This window comes from Vagococcus martis, assembly GCF_002026305.1.
Classification (GTDB): domain Bacteria; phylum Bacillota; class Bacilli; order Lactobacillales; family Vagococcaceae; genus Vagococcus; species Vagococcus martis.
In genome coordinates this window covers 1,629,786-1,653,241 of sequence record NZ_MVAB01000001.1, presented here as the reverse complement: position 1 = coordinate 1,653,241, position 23,456 = coordinate 1,629,786, and the positions used below count along the sequence as shown (strand labels likewise).

Annotated in this window: 17 protein-coding genes, 1 pseudogene and 1 other annotated feature; of the genes and pseudogenes, 7 read left to right on the top strand and 11 right to left on the bottom strand. The window is 33.8% G+C overall.

Annotation, left to right across the window (positions count from 1 at the left end):
- Positions 1-11: 11 nt before the first annotated feature.
- Positions 12-836 carry an endonuclease/exonuclease/phosphatase family protein gene (locus BW731_RS08015; RefSeq protein WP_079347173.1) on the bottom strand — a complete coding sequence of 275 codons (825 nt, stop codon included), beginning with the start codon at positions 834-836 and terminating at the stop codon, positions 12-14.
- Positions 837-850: 14 nt separating this feature from the next.
- Positions 851-3,022 carry a PTS transporter subunit IIBC gene (locus BW731_RS08010; RefSeq protein ID WP_079347171.1) on the bottom strand — a complete coding sequence of 724 codons (2,172 nt, stop codon included), beginning with the start codon at positions 3,020-3,022 and terminating at the stop codon, positions 851-853.
- 213 nt (positions 3,023-3,235) lie between these two features.
- Between BW731_RS08010 and BW731_RS08005 the strand changes: the two genes are divergently transcribed.
- Both BW731_RS08005 and pgmB read left to right on the top strand, forming a co-directional pair.
- Entirely contained in the window at positions 3,236-5,515 is a 2,280-nt protein-coding gene (locus BW731_RS08005) for a glycoside hydrolase family 65 protein (protein WP_079347169.1), read from the top strand.
- A complete protein-coding gene (gene pgmB / locus BW731_RS08000; protein WP_079347167.1) occupies positions 5,516-6,199 on the top strand; it encodes a beta-phosphoglucomutase in 684 nt (227 codons plus the stop codon).
- A gap of 140 nt (positions 6,200-6,339) precedes the next feature.
- On the opposite strand, the gene BW731_RS07995 is transcribed toward pgmB, so the two are convergent.
- The 7 genes from BW731_RS07995 to rplK form a co-directional block, all read right to left on the bottom strand.
- Positions 6,340-7,041 (bottom strand): winged helix-turn-helix domain-containing protein, encoded by a 702-nt coding sequence (locus BW731_RS07995; RefSeq protein WP_079347166.1) that lies wholly within the window; start codon positions 7,039-7,041, stop codon positions 6,340-6,342.
- 261 nt (positions 7,042-7,302) lie between these two features.
- A complete protein-coding gene (locus BW731_RS07990; protein WP_079347164.1) occupies positions 7,303-7,758 on the bottom strand; it encodes an ASCH domain-containing protein in 456 nt (151 codons plus the stop codon).
- An 18-nt stretch (positions 7,759-7,776) separates the two neighbouring features.
- Positions 7,777-9,234: a nicotinate phosphoribosyltransferase gene (locus tag BW731_RS07985; RefSeq protein WP_079348601.1), complete on the bottom strand. Its 1,458-nt coding sequence runs from the start codon at positions 9,232-9,234 to the stop codon at positions 7,777-7,779.
- A gap of 144 nt (positions 9,235-9,378) precedes the next feature.
- The gene (gene rplL, locus BW731_RS07980) at positions 9,379-9,750 is read right to left on the bottom strand and encodes a 50S ribosomal protein L7/L12 (protein WP_071457518.1); all 372 of its coding nucleotides are present in this window, start codon (positions 9,748-9,750) and stop codon (positions 9,379-9,381) included.
- A 66-nt stretch (positions 9,751-9,816) separates the two neighbouring features.
- A complete protein-coding gene (rplJ, locus tag BW731_RS07975) occupies positions 9,817-10,320 on the bottom strand; it encodes a 50S ribosomal protein L10 (protein ID WP_079347162.1) in 504 nt (167 codons plus the stop codon).
- Positions 10,321-10,356: 36 nt separating this feature from the next.
- Positions 10,357-10,484 (bottom strand) — a sequence feature (ribosomal protein L10 leader region).
- Between the two features lie 45 nt (positions 10,485-10,529).
- Positions 10,530-11,219 (bottom strand): 50S ribosomal protein L1, encoded by a 690-nt coding sequence (gene rplA, locus BW731_RS07970; protein ID WP_071457520.1) that lies wholly within the window; start codon positions 11,217-11,219, stop codon positions 10,530-10,532.
- A 105-nt stretch (positions 11,220-11,324) separates the two neighbouring features.
- On the bottom strand, positions 11,325-11,747 hold the full coding sequence (rplK, locus tag BW731_RS07965) for a 50S ribosomal protein L11 (protein ID WP_071457521.1): 423 nt from the start codon (positions 11,745-11,747) through the stop codon (positions 11,325-11,327).
- Positions 11,748-11,995: 248 nt separating this feature from the next.
- On the opposite strand from rplK, the gene BW731_RS07960 reads away from it, so the two are divergent.
- The 5 genes and pseudogenes from BW731_RS07960 to BW731_RS07940 form a co-directional block, all read left to right on the top strand.
- Positions 11,996-13,381 carry an ISNCY family transposase gene (locus BW731_RS07960; RefSeq protein ID WP_079345715.1) on the top strand — a complete coding sequence of 462 codons (1,386 nt, stop codon included), beginning with the start codon at positions 11,996-11,998 and terminating at the stop codon, positions 13,379-13,381.
- A 214-nt stretch (positions 13,382-13,595) separates the two neighbouring features.
- Positions 13,596-14,165 (top strand): GNAT family N-acetyltransferase, encoded by a 570-nt coding sequence (locus BW731_RS07955; RefSeq protein ID WP_079347158.1) that lies wholly within the window; start codon positions 13,596-13,598, stop codon positions 14,163-14,165.
- Positions 14,166-14,291: 126 nt separating this feature from the next.
- The gene (locus BW731_RS07950) at positions 14,292-16,235 is read left to right on the top strand and encodes a heavy metal translocating P-type ATPase (protein WP_079348599.1); all 1,944 of its coding nucleotides are present in this window, start codon (positions 14,292-14,294) and stop codon (positions 16,233-16,235) included.
- A gap of 164 nt (positions 16,236-16,399) precedes the next feature.
- On the top strand, positions 16,400-17,860 hold the full coding sequence (locus BW731_RS07945; RefSeq protein ID WP_079347156.1) for an ABC transporter substrate-binding protein/permease: 1,461 nt from the start codon (positions 16,400-16,402) through the stop codon (positions 17,858-17,860).
- Positions 17,853-18,089 (top strand): annotated as a pseudogene (locus BW731_RS07940) (ATP-binding cassette domain-containing protein); the annotation flags it as partial. The gene BW731_RS07945 and the pseudogene BW731_RS07940, both read left to right, overlap by 8 nt.
- Before the next feature lie 47 nt (positions 18,090-18,136).
- Here the strand turns inward: BW731_RS07940 and BW731_RS07935 are convergent.
- Both BW731_RS07935 and BW731_RS07930 read right to left on the bottom strand, forming a co-directional pair.
- On the bottom strand, positions 18,137-19,237 hold the full coding sequence (locus tag BW731_RS07935; protein ID WP_079347152.1) for an iron-containing alcohol dehydrogenase family protein: 1,101 nt from the start codon (positions 19,235-19,237) through the stop codon (positions 18,137-18,139).
- Between the two features lie 203 nt (positions 19,238-19,440).
- Entirely contained in the window at positions 19,441-23,253 is a 3,813-nt protein-coding gene (locus tag BW731_RS07930; RefSeq protein WP_079347151.1) for a Spy0128 family protein, read from the bottom strand.
- Positions 23,254-23,456: the final 203 nt, after the last annotated feature.

Sequence of the window (23,456 nt, the reverse complement as noted above, 5' to 3'; positions counted from 1 at the left end):
CCCACTCTTTATCACAAATCAATTAACACCATAATACCATAATGATCACTCACACACGGATAAATATCACCATCAAAAACAACTTGATGTAACCTTACTCGATGTTTTTCAGATATGAACGCATAGTCTATTCTCAACTGTTCTTTCGTCCCTTCCCATCCATCTATTTCTTCAGGAATAGTGTAATGACCTATTACTTTATCTGCTAATTTATACGTATCAATAAAGGTTTCATTCACTAAATCATAGGTTTCATTTTTTATAGTATCTGGTCCATTAAAATCACCAAATAATAGTTTAACACCAGAAAACTTATCTAAATATTGTTTACTTAACTTCCATTCAATCTGAAATCCTTTTTGACTATTTGCATCCCACCATGAATAGTGATTACTAGTAACAAGTATTGGTTTACTTGATACTATAAGCTCTGCACATAACATCATTCGCCTTTGAACAGATTTCTTATCATCAACATTAGAAACTAGAACAGCATATGGTTTTATTGGTACTTTAGATAATATAGCAACTCCTTCTTCATAGATATCATATCCTATATGACTATATGTCCAACTCCAATGATACTCTTCCCCTAACTCAGCTAATCGTTTAACTAAGCATAATGCATAATTGTCCTGTTTAATGATTGTCTTTTCATTGATTGATGGCACAAAATGAAGTGGATTTTCCTCTGGTAACGCATCAATTCGTTGATTGACTTCTTGTAAAGACACTCCATCTAACCCACTAGATATAATATAGTGCGCCAATATATCCATCTTTTCTTCAGTATCTTCTTCCATCCAACTATGTACATTTAGTGTTAACCACTTCATCTTTTTTCCTCACTTTATAATGATACTTGACCAATTTTTTCTGATGATTTATGTTCACCAACAGTTGATAACTCGAGCGTTTTAATTTCTTGTGTATTTGTAAAAACGACTACAATCGTGGTACCCTTTCCTTCCTTCTCAACTGTTTTCCAATCGACTGTTGCTAACAATTGACCCGCTTTTACAGTATCACCTTCTTTAACTGATACGTCAAATACTTGTTTAGTCATCTCTACAGTATCTAGTCCCATATGTACTAACACTTCTAATCCTTCAGGTGTTAATAATCCTATGGCATGTTTTGTTGGAAAAATAGACTGAACCACGCCAGATACTGGTGACACCACTTGACTATTCGATGGTTTTACCGCAAAACCATCGCCCATCATTTTTTGCGAAAACACATCATCTGAAACAGTTTCTATCGGAATGACTTCTCCGTCTGCTACAGAAACAAATGGAATGGTCATATTTTTTTGAACAGTTGCTTGTTCGTTTGGCTCATCAATAACAGTATCAATAGTAAGAGAGTCAATGTCAACCCCACTATCTAACGCATCTTGTACATCAGATTTAATAACATCTGCTTTAGGTCCATAAATGGCTTGTACTCCATTATCTTTTAAGACTAATCCAAGCGCCCCTGCTTTTTTCCATTCTTGTTCGTTTCCTACTAAATTAGCATCTTTCACACTCACTCTTAGACGTGTCATACAGGCATCCACTTCAGAAATATTTGATTTTCCACCAAGTAGTTGGATGATTGATACGATTTGTGGGGAGATTCCTTCAAAACTTCCTGTTGAAGATGTATTATCTGACGTATCCACATCATAGTTTCCATTTCTACCTGGTGTTGCTAAATTAAATTTCTTGATCATAAATCCAGCAATAAAATAAGAAACAATGGAAAATACGATAATACAAATCACAAAGTTAATCAAATCTTGTGTTAATCCTGCTTTTATTGCAAGTGGTGTTCTCGTTAACAATTCAATATTACCAAAAGAATGCACTCTTAGTGAAATAATATCTGCCATTGCAAAGGCAGCCCCTTGTATCACAGCGTAAACTAAGTATAAGGGAACTGCTGCAAACATAAACATAAATTCTAATGGTTCAGTTACTCCTGTTAAAAACACTGCCAATGCAGCAGATACATACATTGATTTATATTGTTTTCTTTTATCACTATCCACATTTTTATACATTGCCAAAGTGAATCCCATCAAAATACCTGATGCTCCAATCATCTGCCCTACTTTAAATCTAGCTGGTGTCCAGTTTGATAATACATAATTATATTGTTCGATATTTCCTGCATTTTTTAAATTAAATAAATCAGTTGCCCAAGCAAGCCATAGAGGATCTTGTCCGTAGACAAGCGTTCCAGCTTGTGCCCCAGATAAAATCTCATAGGTTCCACCTAGTTGAGTATAGTTGATTGGTATGGTCAACATATGATGCAATCCAAATGGTAGTAATAATCTCTCAAGTGTTCCATATAAAAATGGTGCCAAAATTGGTGCAGATTCTTGTGATTGAGCAATCCACAAACCAAAATTATTAATTCCTGATTGAATAACTGGCCATACAATAGCTAAACCAATAGAAACTAGCGTTGACCAAAGTATGACAACAAACGGAACAAAGCGCTTACCATTGAAGAAAGACAAAGCATCTGGCAATTTTCTATAATTATAATATTTGTTATATGCCATCGCCCCAACAAAACCAGCTATAATCCCAACAAACACTCCCATATTTAAAGCAGGTGCTTCTAATACGCTCGTGAAAAATCCTTTAACCATAATTTTAGTTCCAAATAATGTGTGAGTAAATGCTTCATCGTTTGTTAGCATTTCTGAAGTCACACCAAAAATTGAGCCCGTAATACGATTAATCAAAATAAATGAAATACCTGCAGCAAAAGCTCCTCCTGCACGTTCTTTAGCCCAACTACCACCAATTGCTAGTGCAAATAATAAATGAAGATTTCCAATAATTCCCCATCCTATATTTTCAATTACTCCACCAGTTGTTACTAAAAATGCCATATCTGGTGACATCATCGGAATCGTTTTTCCGATACTAATCATTAATCCTGCTGCTGGCATAACAGCAACAACCACCATTAATGCCTTACCAAACTTTTGCCAAAACTCAAAACTTAGCAATTTTTTCATTGTTTCTATACCTCTTTCTGTCATTATTAATTATTGTTTTAAACGAAATCGTTTGCGTAATTAATATTATACGTATCAGTTTTCGAAAAGTAAACATCTTTTTATTTATCTTTAAAACAATGTTACAGTAACATAATTTTATTTTTTATTGATTTCGCAATCGTTTGCGTATATCATATAATTAATCATTAAAATTCATGGAGGGTATTATAGATGACACACTTAAAAAGATTATTTGACATTGATCCATTCAAATTAACAACTCACTCACTAAACAAAGAAGATATCCGTTTACAAGAATCTTTAACAAGTATTGGAAACGGCTATATGGGACTAAGAGGAAACTTTGAAGAAGGGTATTCCGGAAATAACCATAAAGGGACTTATTTGGCTGGTGTTTGGTATCCCGATAAAACACGTGTTGGATGGTGGAAAAACGGTTATCCTGATTATTTTGGCAAAGTAATTAACGCTGTTGATTTTATTGCTGTCGATATTTATTTAAATGATAAAAAAATAGATTTGAATCATTATGAACCAACAAATTTTTATCAAGAACTAGATATGCAGCATGGTATTTTATCACGTTCATTTATTTTATCAGTTGATAACTGTAAATTTAAATGTTCATTTAAACGATTATTAAGTCTAACAATTAAAGAATTAGCATTGATAAATGTTACTGTTGAAATGTTAGAAGGTACGGGGGAGGTGACTTTTGTTTCCAAATTAGATAACCATGTTCATAACGAAGACAGTAATTATGATGATATGTTCTGGGAACACCGTCAAAGTAGCGAAAACACCGTTACAGCTAAAACAATTAGTAATCCATTTGGTGTAGATCAATTTTGTGTGACAACTATGATGCAAAATGACGTTTCTAACTCCACGATTACATCTAATAAATCTTTCAAAGAATTTGAAGCAACAGAAACCTTTTCTACTACACTATCTTCAGGTGATAAATTAGCACTCGATAAAAAAGTAGTTATTATAACAAGTCGTGATATTCCTGAAGAAAATCAATTATCTAAAGCAATAGAACTAATGGAACAAGTCAATTATTACTCAACAGAAGAACTTGTTGAACAACATAAAAAAGCGTGGTTAAAACGTTGGGAACTAGCTGATGTTGTGATTTCAGGAGATGATGAAGCACAGCAAGGTATTCGTTTTAATCTATTCCAATTATTCTCAACATATTATGGAGAAGATGAACGATTAAATATCGGCCCTAAAGGGTTTACTGGCGAAAAGTATGGCGGTGCTACTTATTGGGATACTGAAGCATATGCTGTTCCACTATACTTATCTCTTGCTGATTCTAGTGTCACAAAGAATTTATTAAAATATCGTCACAACCAATTACCACAAGCACAACATAACGCTAGACAGCAAGGATTAAAAGGTGCTCTTTACCCAATGGTAACCTTCACCGGTGTCGAGTGTCATAATGAGTGGGAAATTACTTTTGAAGAAATCCATCGTAACGGAGCCATTGCCTACGCTATTTATAACTATACTAACTACACAGGCGATAATTCCTACATAAAAAAAGAAGGTTTAGAAGTATTAACTGAAATTTCACGTTTTTGGGCAGATAGAGTTCATTTTTCAAAACGTAACAACGCTTATATGATACATGGTGTTACAGGACCTAATGAATATGAAAACAATGTCAATAATAACTGGTATACAAATTATATTGCCAGATGGGTATTAAGCTACACACTAGAAAACTATGATAAATACAAAAATGAAACACCTGTCTCTATTTCGGAAACTGAAATAGAAAAATGGGAAGATATTATAAATCATATGTATTTACCAAAAGATGAGAAACTTGATGTCTTTGTACAGCATGATACCTTTTTGGATAAAGATTTAATGCCTGTCTCTGACTTAAATAAAAAAGAGGTTCCTTTAAACCAAAATTGGTCTTGGGATAAAATACTTCGCTCTTGCTTTATTAAGCAAGCTGACGTTTTACAGGGAATCTATTTCTTCAACGACCAATTTACTCTAAATGAAAAACGTAAAAATTTCGAATTTTACGAACCAATGACTGTTCACGAATCATCACTTTCACCATGTATCCACTCCATATTAGCGGCTGAATTAGGTATGGAAGAAAAAGCAATTGAAATGTACCAAAGAACAGCTAGATTAGACTTAGATAATTATAACAATGATACAGAAGATGGATTACACATTACCTCTATGACAGGAAGTTGGTTAACAATCGTTCAAGGATTCGCACAAATGAAAGTATTCAATGAGTCTTTAAGTTTTTCACCGTTCTTGCCAACTAACTGGAATGGATATGCTTTCCATATTAACTACCGTAATCGACTACTTCATATTAATATCTCAACTGATATTAAAATCAATTTATTGAGTGGCGAACCTCTGGATTTATCAGTTTATGAAAAAAATTATACATTAAAAAATACATTAACTATCGATTTAAAAAACAAAGGAGTTAATTAAATGTTTAAGGGAGTTCTATTTGATTTAGACGGTGTCATAACTGACACGGCTGATTATCATTACAAAGCATGGAAAAGTTTAGCTGAAGAGTTAGATATTGAGATTGATAGAGAATTCAACGAACAACTCAAAGGCGTTAGTAGAGAAGATTCTTTAGATTTAATTTTAAAGCACGGAAAGAAAAGAAACACTGTCGATGATGATGAATTTAGAAAACTAGCTGAAAAGAAAAATGATGTTTATATCAAAATGATTCAATCTTTTTCTGAAGAAGATATCTTCCCAGGAATTCTTTCTTTACTAAAAGAATTAAAGCAACATCATATAAAAATCGCCCTTGCTTCTGCAAGTAAGAACGGGCCTTTGTTGTTAGAAAAAATGAATTTAACACACTATTTCGATGCTATAGTCGATCCAAGTAGTGTAGCTTTAGGAAAGCCTGCTCCTGATATTTTTATTGCTGCAGCAGATGCAATTGATTGTCCTATTTCAAGTTGTATTGGGATTGAGGATTCACAAGCAGGAATTACGGCAATTAAAAAAAGTAGCGCTTTACCTATTGGCGTTGGACGCAGTAATGATTTAGGAACAGATATATCACTAGTTAGTAATACAAATGATTTAACCTATGATTTCCTCACCTCAACTTGGGAAAATAATAAAAAGAAGCTGTCACAAAAGTAATTTATTCAGTAAAAATCACTAAACTAATAAAACAGAAATCCCATGAAATCAATATTTTAATAAACTGATTTCATGGGATTTTTTCTATTTTAAGACTTCTAGTTCAGCTTCTTTTTTACTTCCCTAACAATATATAAACTCTATTCATATTTACTGATAAACTCTTCTGGTAAATCACATGATAATTCTGATACCCAATATTGTTGAGCATCTGTTAATATTTTCTTTACTTTAAGTTTATCTCTACTCTGAACAAAACAATCTAAGATAGTACTTAAAAGCTCTAAGTCACTTAAACAATCATCTCTAAATACTAATAAAAACTGCATTAATACAATATTTGAAATACGTTGAGAAGAAATAGCCTCTTTAACACTTAAAATGATTTTACTATGCATATCATTTCTTAAATACTCACTCCATGCATAGCCATCTTTTTCAAAGTATTGACCATCATAAACATTTAATATTTTTATTAATGACTCTTCCGTTAAGCCCACTTTTAGGATATCTCTAACTTGATCATAATCATTTTCAACTGGAGCATTAATAAAATACGTTCCTGATTTATAGACTATAATATCTGAGTAGCCATGTTTATCAAATTCTTTTCTTATTTGATAAATAGTTGTGTGTAAATTACTGCCACCTTTTTCAGTCGTCATATTTGGAAATAACACATTCACTAAATCATCCTTTGTTACCAACTCATCTCTATAATGAAAAAGATAAAAAAACAGTTCATACGCTTTTTTCGTACGAAGTAAAATACGTTCGCCTTTATCATCTAGTAAACGTCCTCTACCAAAACTATTTACATATATACTTTTTTGTTCCACCATTACTTACCCCTTCTTTTAATATAATACTCGATAGTTTATCATATGGTATACTCATATAATCAACATATACCACATTAATAAACTTTTAATGAAAAATTAATCTACTATTTCGTAAAATAACTAATAAATGAATTTTTTTGTACAAAACAACAATTATATTATACTAAAGTAGCAATAAATCAATGATGAACTAATAGTAAACATTCTAACTTTAAACAGCAAAAAAAGATAGCTCAATTAAAAGAAACTATCTCTTCTCACTTATTGGTATACAACTTTAAATTCTTCGCAAACAACATCCATATTCTCAATATCTACTTGTTTATGATAATGATTTTGGAACAAGTCTTTCCAAAACTTATAATGTGCGTCTCGCCAGTACGCTAGAGATAAATCTCCTTCTCCTTCTTTATGAGCATGTTCTGATGAAACTTGATTAAACGGTGTCACATAGACTTTAGTTGTCATGAGAATAGCCACTGGATTACCATTACCATCTAATAAAATATCATAGTATTCATTAGCTTTAGGTAGTGCTTCATTGCACCATTCATATTCTATTTTGGCACTAGCAGTCGCTGTCTTCTTACCTTGTAAAACTAAATGAGCTAACTCGTCAGGCGATCCACCAAACGCCCATGACTCACCAAAAACAGGTGTCTTTATCTCCGTGTCTTTTAAAAATCTTTTCCAAAAAACAACCTCTTTTTCATTCATCTAGAACTCCTATAATCATTATTGATTGCGTGTGATATCATGAACTTTTTTAATGGTCGACATTTTATGTTCCCAACACTCTGTTGATAAATCAACTGGATATTTTTGAGGGTTTAAATTACGTTTATATTCTTCCCACAATGAGTCTTGATTATTTTTAGATAATTTTTTGATTTCTTCTAATGTCGGCAACTCATACACTCGTTTACCGTCTATGTAGATATCTTGTAAGACTGGACGTGCTGTAAAGTTTTTCACTGTTTTATTAATATAAGTATGAACTGGGTGGAACATGTATAACTCTTCTTGATTTCGTGGATCTTCTGTCCAAAGTGTGATGTAATCTCCTTCAGATTTCCCATCTTCACCAGTAATTCGCCAAACTTGTTTTTTACCAGGAGTTGACACTTTTTCTGCATTACTTGATAACTTGATTGTATCCACCATTTTTCCATCATCATTCTCAATAGAAACTATTTTATAAACCGCACCAAGTGCTGGTTGATCATAAGCTGTAATGAGTTTTGTTCCGATTCCCCAAACATCAATTTTTGCCCGTTGCATTTTTAAGTTTAGAATGGTTGATTCATCTAAATCGTTTGATGCATAGATTTTAACATCAGGATAACCTGCTTCATCAAGTTGTTTTCTTACTTTTTTAGAAATATAAGCCATGTCCCCACTATCAATTCTCACACCAACGAAATTAATTTTATCACCCATTTCATTAGCAACTCGAATTGCGCTTGGTACACCTGAACGTAACGTATCATATGTATCTACTAAAAAAACACAGTCTTTATGCGTTTGAGCATATGCTTTAAATCCGTCATAATCATTTAAGTAAGATTGTATCAAACTATGTGCATGAGTTCCTGCAATAGGAATACCAAACATTTTACCAGCTCGAACATTACTTGTTGAATCAAAACCACCAATATACGCTGCTCTTGTCCCCCATATTGATGCATCTAATTCTTGCGCTCTTCTTGTCCCAAATTCCATAATCAAATCATCATCACATACTGCACGAATTCTTGCAGCTTTTGTTGCAATCAACGTTTGATAATTAATAATATTTAATACAGCTGTTTCAACTAACTGACATTGAGCTAGTGGACCTTCAACTTGGAAAATAGGTTCATTATTGAAAACTAATTCTCCTTCTAAAGCTGATCTCACTGTACATTTAAATTTAAATTCTTTCAGATAAGTCAAAAATTCTTCGGGATAGTCTGTCACCTTACGTAGATAATCAATATCTGAATCAGAAAAAGCTAGATTATCGAAATAATCTACAATTCGTTCTAAGCCCGCAAAAATGGCATAACCATTCCTAAATGGCATATCACGGAAATAACATTCGAAAACAGCGTGTCTATCGTCTCTACCTAATTCCCAATATGTTTTCATCATATTTAATTGATATAAATCTGTGTGTAATGCTAAACTATCGTCATGTAATCGATTAATCATTTTACTCTCCAATTCTTTTTCCTTTTCTACTATCCCTTTTATTTTACGTCTTCTATACAAAATTCTCAACTCTTATCCTTATTTGATTTTAGGCAAACAAAAAAGAGGAAGATTTCTCTTCCTCTCTTTCATTAAAATAACTGATTATTTTAATGTAATTGCAGCGCCAACTTCTTCTAATTTTGCTTTAATTTCTTCAGCTTCTTCTTTAGATGCGCCTTCTTTAAGTGGAGATGGAGCTCCATCAACTAATGCTTTAGCTTCTTTTAATCCTAATCCAGTTACTTCACGAACTGCTTTGATTACTTTAACTTTTGAATCTCCAGCAGAAGTTAATTCTACAGTGAATTCAGTTTGTTCAGCAGCAGATCCACCTTCAGCAGCGCCACCAGCTACAGCTACAGGAGCAGCAGCAGATACACCAAATTCTTCTTCGATAGCTTTAACTAAATCATTTAATTCTAAAATAGTTGATTCTTTTAAATCAGCAATAATTTGTTCAACGTTTAATGCCATTATTTTTTCCTCCATTTTAAATCTCTCGATTGTTTTATTTTTTATTTTTTTGATATTAAGCTGCCATTACGCAACTTCTTCTTCTTTTGCTTCTGCTACTGCGTTGACTGCATAAGCCACGTTTCTGACAGGAGCTTGAAGTACAGATAGTAACATAGAAAGTAAGCCTTCGCGACTTGGTAATTTTGCCAAAGCAATAATTTCTTCTTTAGAAGAAACGTTTCCTTCGATAATACCACCTTTAATTTCTAATGCTTCTGCTTCTTTTGCAAAATCATTCATGATTTTAGCAGGTGCTACAACGTCTTCGTTACTGAATGCTACTGCAGTAGGTCCGAAAAATACATCTTCCATACCTTCTAAGCCAGCTTTTTCAGCTGCACGACGTAAGATACCATTTTTGATAACTTTCATCTCAACGTTTGCTTCACGTAATTGTTTACGTAATTCAGTAACTTCTTCTACAGTTAAACCACGGTAATCCACTACAACAACAGATGCAGCTTCTTTTAGTTTAGCAGAAATCACTTCAACTTCTTGTGCTTTTTTTGCAATTGATGCTTCACTCATTTATTTTCACCTCCGTTAATTAATAGATGGTGGAATTTTTTATATAAAAAAACTCCATGCCACCGTTGACATAGAGGGACTATTGATTGTATTAATCATTGTCCTCGGTAGGAAATTAAGGTTCTAGAACCACCTACTGTCTTCGGCATAATATTTTAACCTAGATAACTATAACATCTACAGTTATCTAGGTCAACTGTTTTTATTAATTAGAATGAAAATTTATCAACTTTGACACCAGGTCCAAAAGTTGTTGTAATTGTTAAGTTTTGGATGTAAGCACCTTTTGTAGCAGCTGGTTTAGCTTTTAAGATAACATCATTTAACGCTTCAAAGTTTTCAATTAATTTAGCATCGTCGAATGATACTTTACCAATCGGAACATGAATGTTTCCTTGTTTGTCTACACGGTAAGTTACTTTACCTGCTTTAACTTCTTCAACAGCTTTCGTTACGTCCATAGTAACAGTTCCTGTTTTAGGGTTAGGCATTAATCCTTTAGGTCCTAATACACGTCCTAATTGACCAACTTGCGCCATCATGTCTGGAGTTGCTACGACAACGTCGAAACCAAACCATCCACCTTTAATTTTTTCTACCATGTCAGCTTCACCAACAAAGTCAGCTCCAGCAGCTTCTGCTTCTTTAGCTTTTTCACCTTTAGCGAAAACTAATACAGATTGAGTTTTACCAGTTCCATTAGGTAATACCATAGCTCCACGGATTTGTTGATCAGCTTTTTTAGGGTCTACATTTAGACGGTAAGCAACTTCTACAGTTGCGTCGAATTTAGCAATGTTTGTTTCTTTAGCTAAAGCTACTGCTTCTGCTACAGAGTATTCTTTTGTTACATCTACTTTTTTCAATGCTTCTTGCATTTTTTTACTTTTCTTAGCCATTTTGTTTCCTCCTTGATTGTGGTTATAACGGTTGTACCTCCCACGTATTTATATTTTTCAATATAAATTCGACTGAGAAGCTACTTCAAGAGTCGCTGTAGAAGATTACTCTACAGTGATACCCATGCTTCGTGCAGTACCTTCTACCATGCGCATAGCTGCTTCAATATCAGCTGCGTTTAGGTCTTGCATTTTAGTTTCAGCGATTTCTTTTACTTGATCTTTAGTAACAGTTGCTACTTTTTTAGAGTTAGGCTCTCCTGAACCTTTTTCAATGTTAGCTGCTTTTTTAAGTAAAACTGCAGCTGGTGGTGTTTTTGTAATAAATGTAAATGAACGGTCTTCATATACAGAAATTACAACTGGAATAATTAAACCAGCTTGATCTGCTGTACGAGCGTTGAATTCTTTTGTGAACCCCATAATGTTAATACCCGCTTGACCTAATGCTGGACCTACCGGTGGAGCTGGTGTTGCTTTCCCTGCAGGAATTTGTAATTTAACTAATTTTTCAACTTTCTTTGCCACGAGACATACCTCCTTAAGTCCGTGATGTGGTTTAATGGAGATGTAAATTTCTCCTCCCACACTGTAAATAAAAAAGAAATACGTGTATTACACGCACCTTCATATTATACTATCATTTTTAAAATAATCAATACTCTTTTTTATATTTTTACTTTTTTATCATTCGAAAGTGATAATGTCCTAAGTAGGTCGAAAGACAAAATGTCCCAAAATGATAAAATAACTTTATGAAAAGGATAAATCTAACAATGAATGAAACCAAAAAGTATCAAGTTATTAAAGCTGTCGCTGAAAATAAAAAACAAAAAAAGAGAGCTAGTGTTGAACTTAATTTATCTATACGACAAATTAACCGTTTAGTGAAATCATACAGGGAAAATGGTAAATCAGCATTTGTCCATAAAAATCGAGGGAGAAAAAATAAGCACTCTGTGCCTGAAAAAGTAAAACAACAAATAATCACTAGTTATCAATCGTTTAGTATTAAACCAAATATTAAGCATTTTACTGAAATACTGAAAAACGACCATCATATCTGTTATACAGATACTACAATTAGAAGCATCCTGTACAAAGAAAAAATACTTTCACCAAAGGCTCAAAAAAAGACAAAAAGAAGACTCAAACAATTAATAAAGCAAGAAGGTCAACAAACCAAACAATCAGAGAACCTATTGGTTCCAAGAGCTGAAGACTACCTAGAACTCCCTGAAAAGACCCATCCTAGTCGACCTAGAAAAAAATACAAAGGAGAATTAATTCAATTAGATGCTAGTTCATATAATTGGTTTGGAAATCAAATAACTCATCTTCATTTAGCTATTGACGACGCATCAGGTAATATTGTTGGCGCTTATTTTGACCAACAGGAAACGCTCAATGGTTATTACCATGTTCTTCATCAAATTCTGACAAAACAAGGGATTCCTGCCACTTTTCTAACAGATAAACGAACCGTCTTTGAGTACAACAGAAAATCAACAAAAGCTGTAGAAGAAGATACGTTCACGCAGTTTGGGTTTGCTTGTCATCAATTAGGTATTGACATAAAAACATCCTCTATTCCTCAAGCAAAAGGTCGTGTAGAACGTTTAAATGGGACAGTGCAATCAAGATTGCCTGTTGATCTTGAGATAGCAAATATACATTCTATAGAGGAGGCTAATCAATTTCTATCTGTATGGATTCGAAAGTTTAATCGACAATTTGGTCACAAAACTGCAGAAAGTGTTTATGAAACTTCTCCTACAACAGCTGAAATTAATTTATTACTAGCTACTGTCTCTCATCGTATAGTCGATAATGGCCATCATATTAAGTATCAAAATAAATTTTATCTTCCAACGGAAGGTGGTAGCGACAAATATTTTACAAGGAAAACGAAAGCATTAATTATAAAAGCTTTTAACGGGGAGATTTATGTTAATATAGCAGAAAAAATTTATCCTACTAGACGATTAAAAAACCACGAGACCTATTCAAAAGAGTTTGATGGGGTTTCTTCAGATATAAAAAAAGAAAGACGCAAGTACATTCCACCACAGTCACATCCGTGGAAACTTGAGTCTTTCAAAAGGTATCTTCAAAGTATTGACCGTACTATCGAAGAATATGAGGCTGAAAAAACAGCCTGAAACAAAAAGTACCTTATTTTACCAATAATGGTCACATTAGTGCAAGTTTTACGCAGTAAAGATTGCGCTAATGTGAGCCCTCATTTTGGGACATTTTTATTTTCGATTGACATACTCTTTTTTATATTTTTACTTTTTTGCAAGTTGCTACTATATTATACGCATGATATAGTAACAGTACTTAATTTATACCAAAAAGGAGGAACCGTACAAAATGATTCGTTTTGCAGAAAAAAAAGATGCTAGTCAAGCAATTGATTTAGTTATGATTGTCTTAAAAGATATGGAGCTAGACATCTTTGATAAATTATCTGAAGATGAAGTGAAAAATTTACTCGTTACAGGTTTTATAGAAAAACCAACTCATCGTTATGGATACGAAAATGCACTAGTAAAAGAAATTGATGGTGAAGTCGCTGGTGTGGCTTTTGGCTACCCACATCATTTAGAAAAAAATATTGATGAAGGATTCTTTGAAATTCTTGAACAAAACAACTTACCAATAGAAAAATATCGTTTATTTACTGAAGAAGAAGCCTTTGATAATGAATGGTATTTAGATACATTAGTAACCTCTCCTAATCATCGTGGTAAAGGTGTCGCAAAAGAGTTACTTAACTCTCTTTCTGAATTAGCAATACAATCAAATCTTTCTATTATAGGTTTGAATTGTGATTTAGTTAATGACAATGCCAAAAGAATTTATTTGAACAATGGCTTTGAAAAATCTGGTGAAATTGATATTGCCGGTCATAGATACGAGCATTTACAGAAACATATTTAGCTAAAATTATAAAACCTTGATTATTCAAAAAAATAATCGAGGTTTTATTTGCTTTTTCTTGTATAAGGATATATAATTTAAATATGAACAAATATTCATATGACTATTTACTTATATAAAAAGGAGATGAACCACATGTCACAATCACAACATGCCATTGAACATGATCATAAAAAATGCAGCCACGCACATAATCACGATCACGACCATGGTAATCTACCAGTCGTTCTATTCTTTATAGGTTTAGCAACATTTTTGATTAGTTTATTTTTACCAGTTGGAACTTCGAAAACCATTCTTTCCGTTTCAACTATTGTTCTTTCTGGATACCACATTATGATTGAAGGGTTTGAAGATACCATTAAAGAAACCAAACGGCTTAAAAAATTTATGCCAAATGTCCATGTTTTAATGTCTCTTGCAGCAATCGGTGCAGCACTTATCGGAGATTATACTGAGGGGGCTCTTCTAATTCTTATCTTTGCTGCCGCTCACTTTTTAGAACATTATGTGGAAAATAAAAGTAAAAAAGAAATTACTTCTTTAATGAAAATGAATCCAACTGATGCTAAATTAATACTTTCAGACGGTTCTACTAAGACAGTAGATGTTGCTCAACTAAAAATTGGCGATCATTTGAAAGTATTGAATGGGGAACAAATTCCAACTGACGGAACCATTCTAACTGGATACACATCAATTGATGAATCATCAATCAACGGTGAAAGTATTCCTTCTGAAAAAACAGTTGGTGACAATGTTTTTGGTAGTACAATCAATGGTGATGGAACCATTACAATGGTTGTAACAAAAGATAGTACAGACACTGTATTTGCTAAAATTTTACAGTTAGTCAATGAATCTCAATCAAACTTATCTAAAACTGCCACAAAGATTAAACGTTTAGAACCCAAATATGTAACGAGTGTTATGGTTCTTGTATTCTTATATATTGTATTAATGCCACTTGTTTTCAATATGGCTTGGTATGATAGTTTTTACAAAGGCATGGTCTTCTTAACAGTTGCGTCTCCTTGTGCCCTTGCTGCAAGTGATATTCCAGCGACGCTATCTGCCATTTCAAACTTAGCTAAACGCGGGGTTCTATTCAAAGGCGGCTCTTACCTTTCAAACCTTTCAGAAATTAAAGCTATCGCATTTGATAAAACTGGTACATTAACCGAAGGAAAACCAAAAGTGACTGATGTTCACTTTATTGATCACATCACAAACGAAGAAACATTCTATACTGATTTAATTATAGCCATGGAAAAACAAGCCAATCATCCATTAGCTAATGCGATTGTCGAATCAATTGAAATCGTCAATGACATTCCATTAACGATTGAAAATCAAATTGGGAAAGGACTCGTATCAACTTATAAAGGACATACATACAAAATCGGGAAATCTTCTCAATTTACTAACGTGTCTTCTGACATTGAATCATTTGAAAGAAAATATGCTGAAGAAGGAAAAACAGTCGTACTATTTTCTGAAGATGAGGTGGTCATTGGCTTAATCGCCATGATGGACTTACCAAATCCAAAAGCACAACAACTTGTTGCATATTTCAAAGAACATAATATTCACACGACAATGATCACCGGTGATGCTGAACGTACTGGTCGTGCTGTAGCAAATACACTTAAAATTGACGAAGTTGCAGGAAATGTTCTACCTGAAAACAAATCACAAATTGTTAGCTCACTTCAAGACAAATATGGTTTAACAGCCATGGTTGGTGATGGGGTCAATGATGCACCAGCTCTTGTAAAAGCTGATATTGGTGTGGCTATGGGTGATGGGACGGACGTTGCCATTGATGTAGCAGATGTTGTTTTAATGCAAAACGACTTAGACAAACTAGGTTACGCTTACCGCTTATCCAAAAAATTAGATAAAGTGGTTAAACAAAACATTATTTTCTCTATGGGTGTTGTCGCATTACTTGTTGTATTAAATATTTTTGGTCAAATGAACTTACCTATTGGTATTTTAGCTCATGAAGGTTCTACATTAGTTGTCTTATTCAATGGATTAAGACTTTTAACATCACTTAAAAATTAAAACATATCATCATATTCAGGAGATAGATTAAATTCTATCTCCTGTTTTTTTGTATAAATAACACGAATACTATGAATAAAAAGATATTTTATGCAATTATTCTTATTATATTGCATAATTATTTATTTAGTAATATAATACTCTCAACCAAAAGGAGTGATTTTATGAAAGAGAACATTGTTCAAAAAACTAAGCATTTTATTTCTATTGTTATTATTATCTTTTCTTTACTTATCCCTATTATTAGTTTAGCTGAAACACCTGATCCGTATCTCAAAAAAGTTCAAGACAAAAAGGATTTAGTCGTTGGGTTGTCGGCTTTTTATGCACCGTATGAATTTCATGCTACGGTTGATGGAAAAGATACCATTGTTGGAACAGACATTCTAATTGCTGAAAAAATCGCAAAAGATATGGGAGTTAAACTAAAAATTGAAGAATACAGTTTTGATGCTTTACTAGGAGCCTTAAAAACTGGGAAAATTGATTTAATCATCTCAGGAATGACCCCTACTCCAGAGCGTTTAAAAGAAGTTGATTTTTCGGATTCTTATATGACCGTTCAACAAAAAATCGTGATTCGTAAAAGCGATAAAGAAAAATTTACGTCTCTAGATTCTTTAAAAGGTGTCAAGGTTGGGGCACAAGTTCAAACTAAACAAGAAGAACTGGCAAATGAAGAACTACAAGCTGACACGGTATCTTTGCAAAACGTACCTGACATTATCCTACAACTTCAACAAAAGAAAATTGATGCGGCTGTAATCGAAGAACCTGTTGCTGAAGCTTACTTAACACAGGATGACTCTTTAATGTTTGCTGACATTAAACTAGATAATGCTAACAAAGGAACAGCCGTTGCACTACAAAAAAATGCTCCTGATTTTCTTAATCTCGTGAATACGTCTATCAAAGAAATTAATGATAAAGATTTAATGAAAGACTATAAGCAAGAAGTCATTCCTTATATGTTCCAAGATGAGTCTTTTATGAAAAAATATGCTCCCTACTACATTAAAGGGACAGGATATACAATTTTCTTAGCATTTGTTGGCGTGTTATGTGGTAGTGTATTGGGAACACTACTTGCATTAATGAAACGCTCTAAAAATAAATTATTTAAATGGATTTCAGTCATCTACATCGAATACGTGCGTGGGACTCCCCTACTAGTTCAAATCTTTTTAGTGTTCTTTGGTTTAAATGTGTTAGGAATTAATTTAAGCGCACTCGCTTCAAGTTGTGTGGCACTATCTCTAAATAGTGGCGCTTACGTGGCTGAAATTATTCGTGCCGGGTTAAACGCCGTTGACAAAGGGCAAGCTGAAGCGGCTCGTTCTCTAGGTATGAGTCAGAAAAAAGCGATGCGATACATTATCATGCCACAAGCGATTAAAAATATTTTACCTGCTTTAGGTAACGAGTTTGTGACAGTTATTAAAGAATCCTCTGTCGTATCAGTGATTGGGGTATCTGAATTGATGTTCCAAGCAGGTGTGGTACGTGGTGCAAGTTTCAAACCATTCTTGCCGATTTTAATTGCATCATTGATTTATTTTGTATTAACCTTCACCTTATCTCGTGCATTAGGTGTAGCTGAAAGGAGAATTGGTGCCAATGATTAAAATACATGATTTAAAAAAATTCTTTGGTGATAATGATGTCCTAAAAGGAATTAATTTAGATATAAAAGCCGGTGAAGTAGTTGTGGTGATTGGTCCTTCTGGTAGCGGAAAAAGTACGTTTCTACGTTGTTTAAACTTACTCGAAACACCGACAAGTGGTGTGATTGAATTTGAGGGAACCAACCTACTTGATCCAAAAATAGACATCAATCAACTACGTCAAAAAATATGAATAAAACAGTCGTTTAATCCCATAAAAGAGATTAAACGACTGTTTTATTTGTTAATATAATCTTCTAGATCATAAATTGCTTGTTTCAATTTTTCTTTTGTCACCTCAATCGGTAACAGGTGAACTTCATCCATTGAATAAATAATCTCAACAATATCATCTATTACCTTTATATCGGTTGGCATCAATGACATAGTTGTTAAAGACAAAGGTAGTCCCAGTTCACTATAAAATGGCAATAAGTCGTCTATCTGTGTCCAATTTTTTTCTAAAGCTAATTGATATAAAATACCATAGGCTACTTTCTCTCCATGTAAATACGTATGACTTTTCGGAATACATTGACTAACAGCATCATGTATCGCGTGTGCTGCAGCAGATCTAGCATATTTATCACCGAATCCGCCAACCATCCCTGCAATAGCAAAAACAATCTCTGACAAACGCAGAAACTCATCTGTTACTCGCTTATTTTTCATATCCTCAATCGCTTTACTACTATTTGCCATGATTTCGTCTTTACATAAAGTCGAGATGTGTTTTGCAATATTTAGAAATGGTTCTTGATTTAAAGAATCTTGTTCTAAAATAGTAATCGTTTCATACCATTTTGCAATAGTGTCAGCTAATCCTGCTATAAAAAATTCAACTGGTGCATCAATAACTAGTTCAGGGTCTGTGATAAAGAAAGCTGCTTGCCTATAATAGTATTCAAGAATACCTTCTGATTCACCACTATCTTTATACATAACTGATAGAGCAGTCCATGGTGCACAATTGCTGGCTAAAGTAGGGATAACGCCAAAATTAACATTAGCTTTATAGGCAGATACCCCAACCAAATCGACCAATTTTCCTCCACCAACACCGATAATAAAATCAATGTCGTGTAACTCTATCTGTTCAATGACTTTTTCTATCCCATTATAACTACATTCCCCACCATATTGATGATAAAAATAAGTGAACTCATCATTTTTTAAAAATGATAATTTCGGCTTAGCTTTTTTAAACGATACATCTCCATGAACAATCAAAATATTTTTAGCCTTAAAATCACGTAACACATCGGATACATAATCAATCGCTCCAATATGATAACGATAAAACTGCGGCCCTGGTTTAACTGCTAAATCTGTTAACATAATACTACCTCCACTCATTTTTATACGTTATATTTTCGAACTATTTGTTATGGTTCATTTTACGCTATTTTTTTTATATTTGGAATAGAAGAAATTTTTATAAATAAAAAACACATAGATCATGGTAAGCTAATCCCTTTATATAAAGTCATAACTTACTAGATTCAATGTGTTTAAAATATAGCCTATAAAAATGTTAATTGTTATTCGCTACGTTTTTTTCTATTTAACCAAGATACTGATACAGTCGATAAAACTAGCAGTCCTATTAACTCATTAAAATTCATTCTCACTTCGCCTGTTTGAGGTAAAGTATTCTGTGAGGTATTAGGTTTGTTACTTGGTTTGTTATTCGGCTTTCCAAATTTTTTATAGTGATTATTAAATTCTGCGCCACCGTCATATAACGATTCTGCTTCTAATTTACCACCTTTATCGGTTACCTTCACCGTGACCTTTAACGCCTTACTATCATAGGTAACTCCAGGGGCATTCCCTTTCACTTCGTGAATACTATAAATGTAAGTTCCCACTTTGTCGTAACTGATTTCGTCAAAGTTTACTTGACCAGCTTGGTTTGTTTGCGTTTGTAATACTTTGCCTGCTTCATCGCGTAATTCAAACTTAAACTCGCCATCTACTAAGTCTCGGCCTGATAAACTCTTCTTAGCTGATAAAACCACTGACCCATTTGATGGGGCATAACTATTCTTAAATTCTGCGCCACCGTCATATAACGCTTCTACTTCTAATTTACCACCTTTATCGGTTACCTTCACCGTGACCTTTAACGCCTTACTATCATAGGTAACTCCAGGGGCATTCCCTTTCACTTCGTGAATGCTGTAAGTATACGTTCCCGCTTTGTCGTAACTGATTTCGTCAAAGTTTACTTGACCAGCTTGGTTTGTTTGCGTTTGTAATACTTTGCCTGCTTCATCGCGTAATTCAAACTTAAACTCGCCATCCACTAAGCCTCGGCCTAATAAACTCTTCTTAACTGATAGGACCACTGAACCGTTTGACGGGGCATAACTATTCTTAAATTCTGCGCCACCGTCATATAACGCTTCTGCTTCTAATTTACCACCTTTATCGGTTACCTTCACCGTGACCTTTAACGCCTTATTATCATAGGTAACTCCAGGGGCATTCCCTTTCACTTCGTGAATGCTGTAAGTATACGTTCCCACTTTGTCGTAACTGATTTCGTCAAAGTTTACTTGACCAGCTTGGTTTGTTTGCGTTTGTAATACTTTGCCTGCTTCATCGCGTAATTCAAACTTAAACTCGCCATCCACTAAGTCTCGGCCTAATAAACTCTTCTTAACTGATAGGACCACTGAACCGTTTGACGGGGCATAACTATTCTTAAATTCTGCGCCACCGTCATATAACGCTTCTGCTTCTAATTTACCACCTTTATCGGTTACCTTCACCGTGACCTTTAACGCCTTATTATCATAGGTAACTCCAGGGGCATTCCCTTTCACTTCGTGAATGCTGTAAGTATACGTTCCCGCTTTGTCGTAACTGATTTCGTCAAAGTTTACTTGACCAGCTTGGTTTGTTTGCGTTTGTAATACTTTGCCTGCTTCATCGCGTAATTCAAACTTAAACTCGCCATCTACTAAGTCACGGCCTGATAAACTCTTCTTAGCTGATAAAACCACTGACCCATTTGATGGGGCATAACTATTCTTAAATTCTGCGCCACCGTCATACAACGCTTCTGCTTCTAATTTACCACCTTTATCGGTTACCTTCACCGTGACCTTTAACGCCTTACTATCATAGGTAACTCCAGGGGCATTCCCTTTCACTTCGTGAATACTATAAATGTAAGTTCCCACTTTGTCGTAACTGATTTCGTCAAAGTTTACTTGACCAGCTTGGTTTGTTTGCGTTTGTAATACTTTGCCTGCTTCATCGCGTAATTCAAACTTAAACTCGCCATCTACTAAGTCACGGCCTGATAAACTCTTCTTAGCTGATAAAACCACTGACCCATTTGATGGGGCATAACTATTCTTAAATTCTGCGCCACCGTCATACAACGCTTCTGCTTCTAATTTACCACCTTTATCGGTTACCTTCACCGTGACCTTTAACGCCTTACTATCATAGGTAACTCCAGGGGCATTCCCTTTCACTTCGTGAATACTATAAATGTAAGTTCCCACTTTGTCGTAACTGATTTCGTCAAAGTTTACTTGACCAGCTTGGTTTGTTTGCGTTTGTAATACTTTGCCTGCTTCATCGCGTAATTCAAACTTAAACTCGCCATCTACTAAGTCTCGGCCTGATAAACTCTTCTTAGCTGATAAGACAATAGAGCCAGGTTGAGAGTCATATTTATTAATTACTTTAAATCCTTGTTCGATACTTCCTTCAACTTTTCCTCTAGTGTACCCCTTTGCTTCCCAAGGAGTTCCATCTTCATTAACTTCTTCGACTGTATAATTAACTTTTTTACCGTTTTCATATTCTGGAAGATCTTTCCAAACTACTTTACTAGACTCTAATTGTTTTGGTTGTCCAATTTTCTCTCCTTCATTCATTAATTGGAAATAAACATTAGGTCTATTTTTTTCATCTCCACCTACCCAAATCTTTTCAACGGAAACATCAGTTGACTTAACTTCATTTTCAAATACTTTATTTATTACAGTGTTATTTTCATCTACTATGAATTCTGATGACAAAGCATTATCTTTGTCAAATTTAACATATGATGGTGCTTCTACTTCTGTAACCTTGTATTTTGTAGGAGATAATCCTTTTATATTTATTTTTCCATCATTATCTGTTTTAGCTTCGATGCTCTTCTTATCATCACTCAATACAAATTGATCATTATTACTTAAACTTGACGATATGTTAATTTCACGACCATCAATTCGTTCGATTTTAAATGTTACATTAGGAATAGGTTTAGTACTTCCTTTTTCGTATTTAACAATACTCAAAGATCCACGTATTGTTCCTTCTCCACTAGCGCCACTGTGATACACTATTGCTTGAGCATGTAAATCATCCTCAGATATTGGCCATTCAGACTCGTTTACCCCATGTATTTTTACAGAGGAACTATTTTCAACAAATTTTACATCTAAGTCATCTAATACTTCCTGAGTTAAACTAGCTTTCAGATTAATAACTACTTTAGTTCCTTCAAGAATGTTACCATTTGCATTTATTTCGATTTCTTTGTCATTCTTAAAATTAACATTTATACCCTGTGTTGCAGCTTGTTCTAATGTCAACCATGTACTATGTCCATCAGCATACTCAACATTAACAGCATACATTTCAGCCTTATTTTTTTCTATATCCCAATTCATCGTGTCATTTAAAGTATCATTAATGACATAAAATGCACTACCACCACTAGATTTTTTAGCTGCATTCAATGTAAAAACCCATGTTGCATGCTTAGGATCTGCTGCATACGAAATACCTTGCTTACTATATACATTATCAGTTTCCACTCCTGTTTCACTATGAGTGTATACAACGTCCACATCTTTTTCATAATGCTTCCCTTGTCCAAAAGTAATTGTTCCAATATTGGACTCACTCGTATTAGTATTGTGACCTTGTCCCATTACTGTAAATCTTCCCTTTACATTTTCTAATTGAGAAGCTTCTTCTGTGAAGGTAATATCGATCGATTGATTACTAAATACGACATCTGCAATGTGTACTCCTTCTTGATAAATCTTTTCAGTACGGCTAGGTAGAGTTACCTGGACACCATTTGTAGAGATGGGGATATGTAAGTGTTGTCCTGGTGTTACTGTATAACCATCTCCACCAAACTGACCATCTACTGTAAAATCTCTTCCATAATCAATACTACCTGGACTAACTGATAATGATGTTATATCCATTGGCAATCCACTAGCTACTACATTAATACTGAAGATACTCACTATATTGGAAAGCAACAATAACAACACCAGTATTAAATTACTAATTTTTTTAATCGTAATCATATTTTCTTTTTTTTTCATAATTCCCTCCAATTAATATATCCTGATACCTAGTCATCAAAAAAGCGATGATTATTACATAACCAAAATCATCACCTCTTTTAAAATTATTAACATAAGTTTCCCCTCCGCTATTTGTTATAGCAAATAGCCTCACAATAAAAATGCTTAAATTGTTAAAATTAAATACCTTTTTTACTAGATAAAAATCCAAATTTAATTTT

What these genes read in the sequence shown, in the direction of transcription:
- BW731_RS08015 (WP_079347173.1), bottom strand. Translation starts at nt 836, where the DNA reads ATGAAGTGGTTAACACTAAATGTACATAGTTGGATGGAAGAAGATACT.
- BW731_RS08010 (WP_079347171.1), bottom strand. Translation starts at nt 3,022, where the DNA reads ATGAAAAAATTGCTAAGTTTTGAGTTTTGGCAAAAGTTTGGTAAGGCA.
- BW731_RS08005 (WP_079347169.1), top strand. Translation starts at nt 3,236, where the DNA reads ATGACACACTTAAAAAGATTATTTGACATTGATCCATTCAAATTAACA.
- pgmB (WP_079347167.1), top strand. Translation starts at nt 5,516, where the DNA reads ATGTTTAAGGGAGTTCTATTTGATTTAGACGGTGTCATAACTGACACG.
- BW731_RS07995 (WP_079347166.1), bottom strand. Translation starts at nt 7,041, where the DNA reads ATGGTGGAACAAAAAAGTATATATGTAAATAGTTTTGGTAGAGGACGT.
- BW731_RS07990 (WP_079347164.1), bottom strand. Translation starts at nt 7,758, where the DNA reads ATGAATGAAAAAGAGGTTGTTTTTTGGAAAAGATTTTTAAAAGACACG.
- BW731_RS07985 (WP_079348601.1), bottom strand. Translation starts at nt 9,234, where the DNA reads ATGATTAATCGATTACATGACGATAGTTTAGCATTACACACAGATTTA.
- rplL (WP_071457518.1), bottom strand. Translation starts at nt 9,750, where the DNA reads ATGGCATTAAACGTTGAACAAATTATTGCTGATTTAAAAGAATCAACT.
- rplJ (WP_079347162.1), bottom strand. Translation starts at nt 10,320, where the DNA reads ATGAGTGAAGCATCAATTGCAAAAAAAGCACAAGAAGTTGAAGTGATT.
- rplA (WP_071457520.1), bottom strand. Translation starts at nt 11,219, where the DNA reads ATGGCTAAGAAAAGTAAAAAAATGCAAGAAGCATTGAAAAAAGTAGAT.
- BW731_RS07960 (WP_079345715.1), top strand. Translation starts at nt 11,996, where the DNA reads ATGAATGAAACCAAAAAGTATCAAGTTATTAAAGCTGTCGCTGAAAAT.
- BW731_RS07955 (WP_079347158.1), top strand. Translation starts at nt 13,596, where the DNA reads ATGATTCGTTTTGCAGAAAAAAAAGATGCTAGTCAAGCAATTGATTTA.
- BW731_RS07950 (WP_079348599.1), top strand. Translation starts at nt 14,292, where the DNA reads ATGAACCACATGTCACAATCACAACATGCCATTGAACATGATCATAAA.
- BW731_RS07945 (WP_079347156.1), top strand. Translation starts at nt 16,400, where the DNA reads ATGAAAGAGAACATTGTTCAAAAAACTAAGCATTTTATTTCTATTGTT.
- BW731_RS07935 (WP_079347152.1), bottom strand. Translation starts at nt 19,237, where the DNA reads ATGTTAACAGATTTAGCAGTTAAACCAGGGCCGCAGTTTTATCGTTAT.
- BW731_RS07930 (WP_079347151.1), bottom strand. Translation starts at nt 23,253, where the DNA reads ATGAAAAAAAAAGAAAATATGATTACGATTAAAAAAATTAGTAATTTA.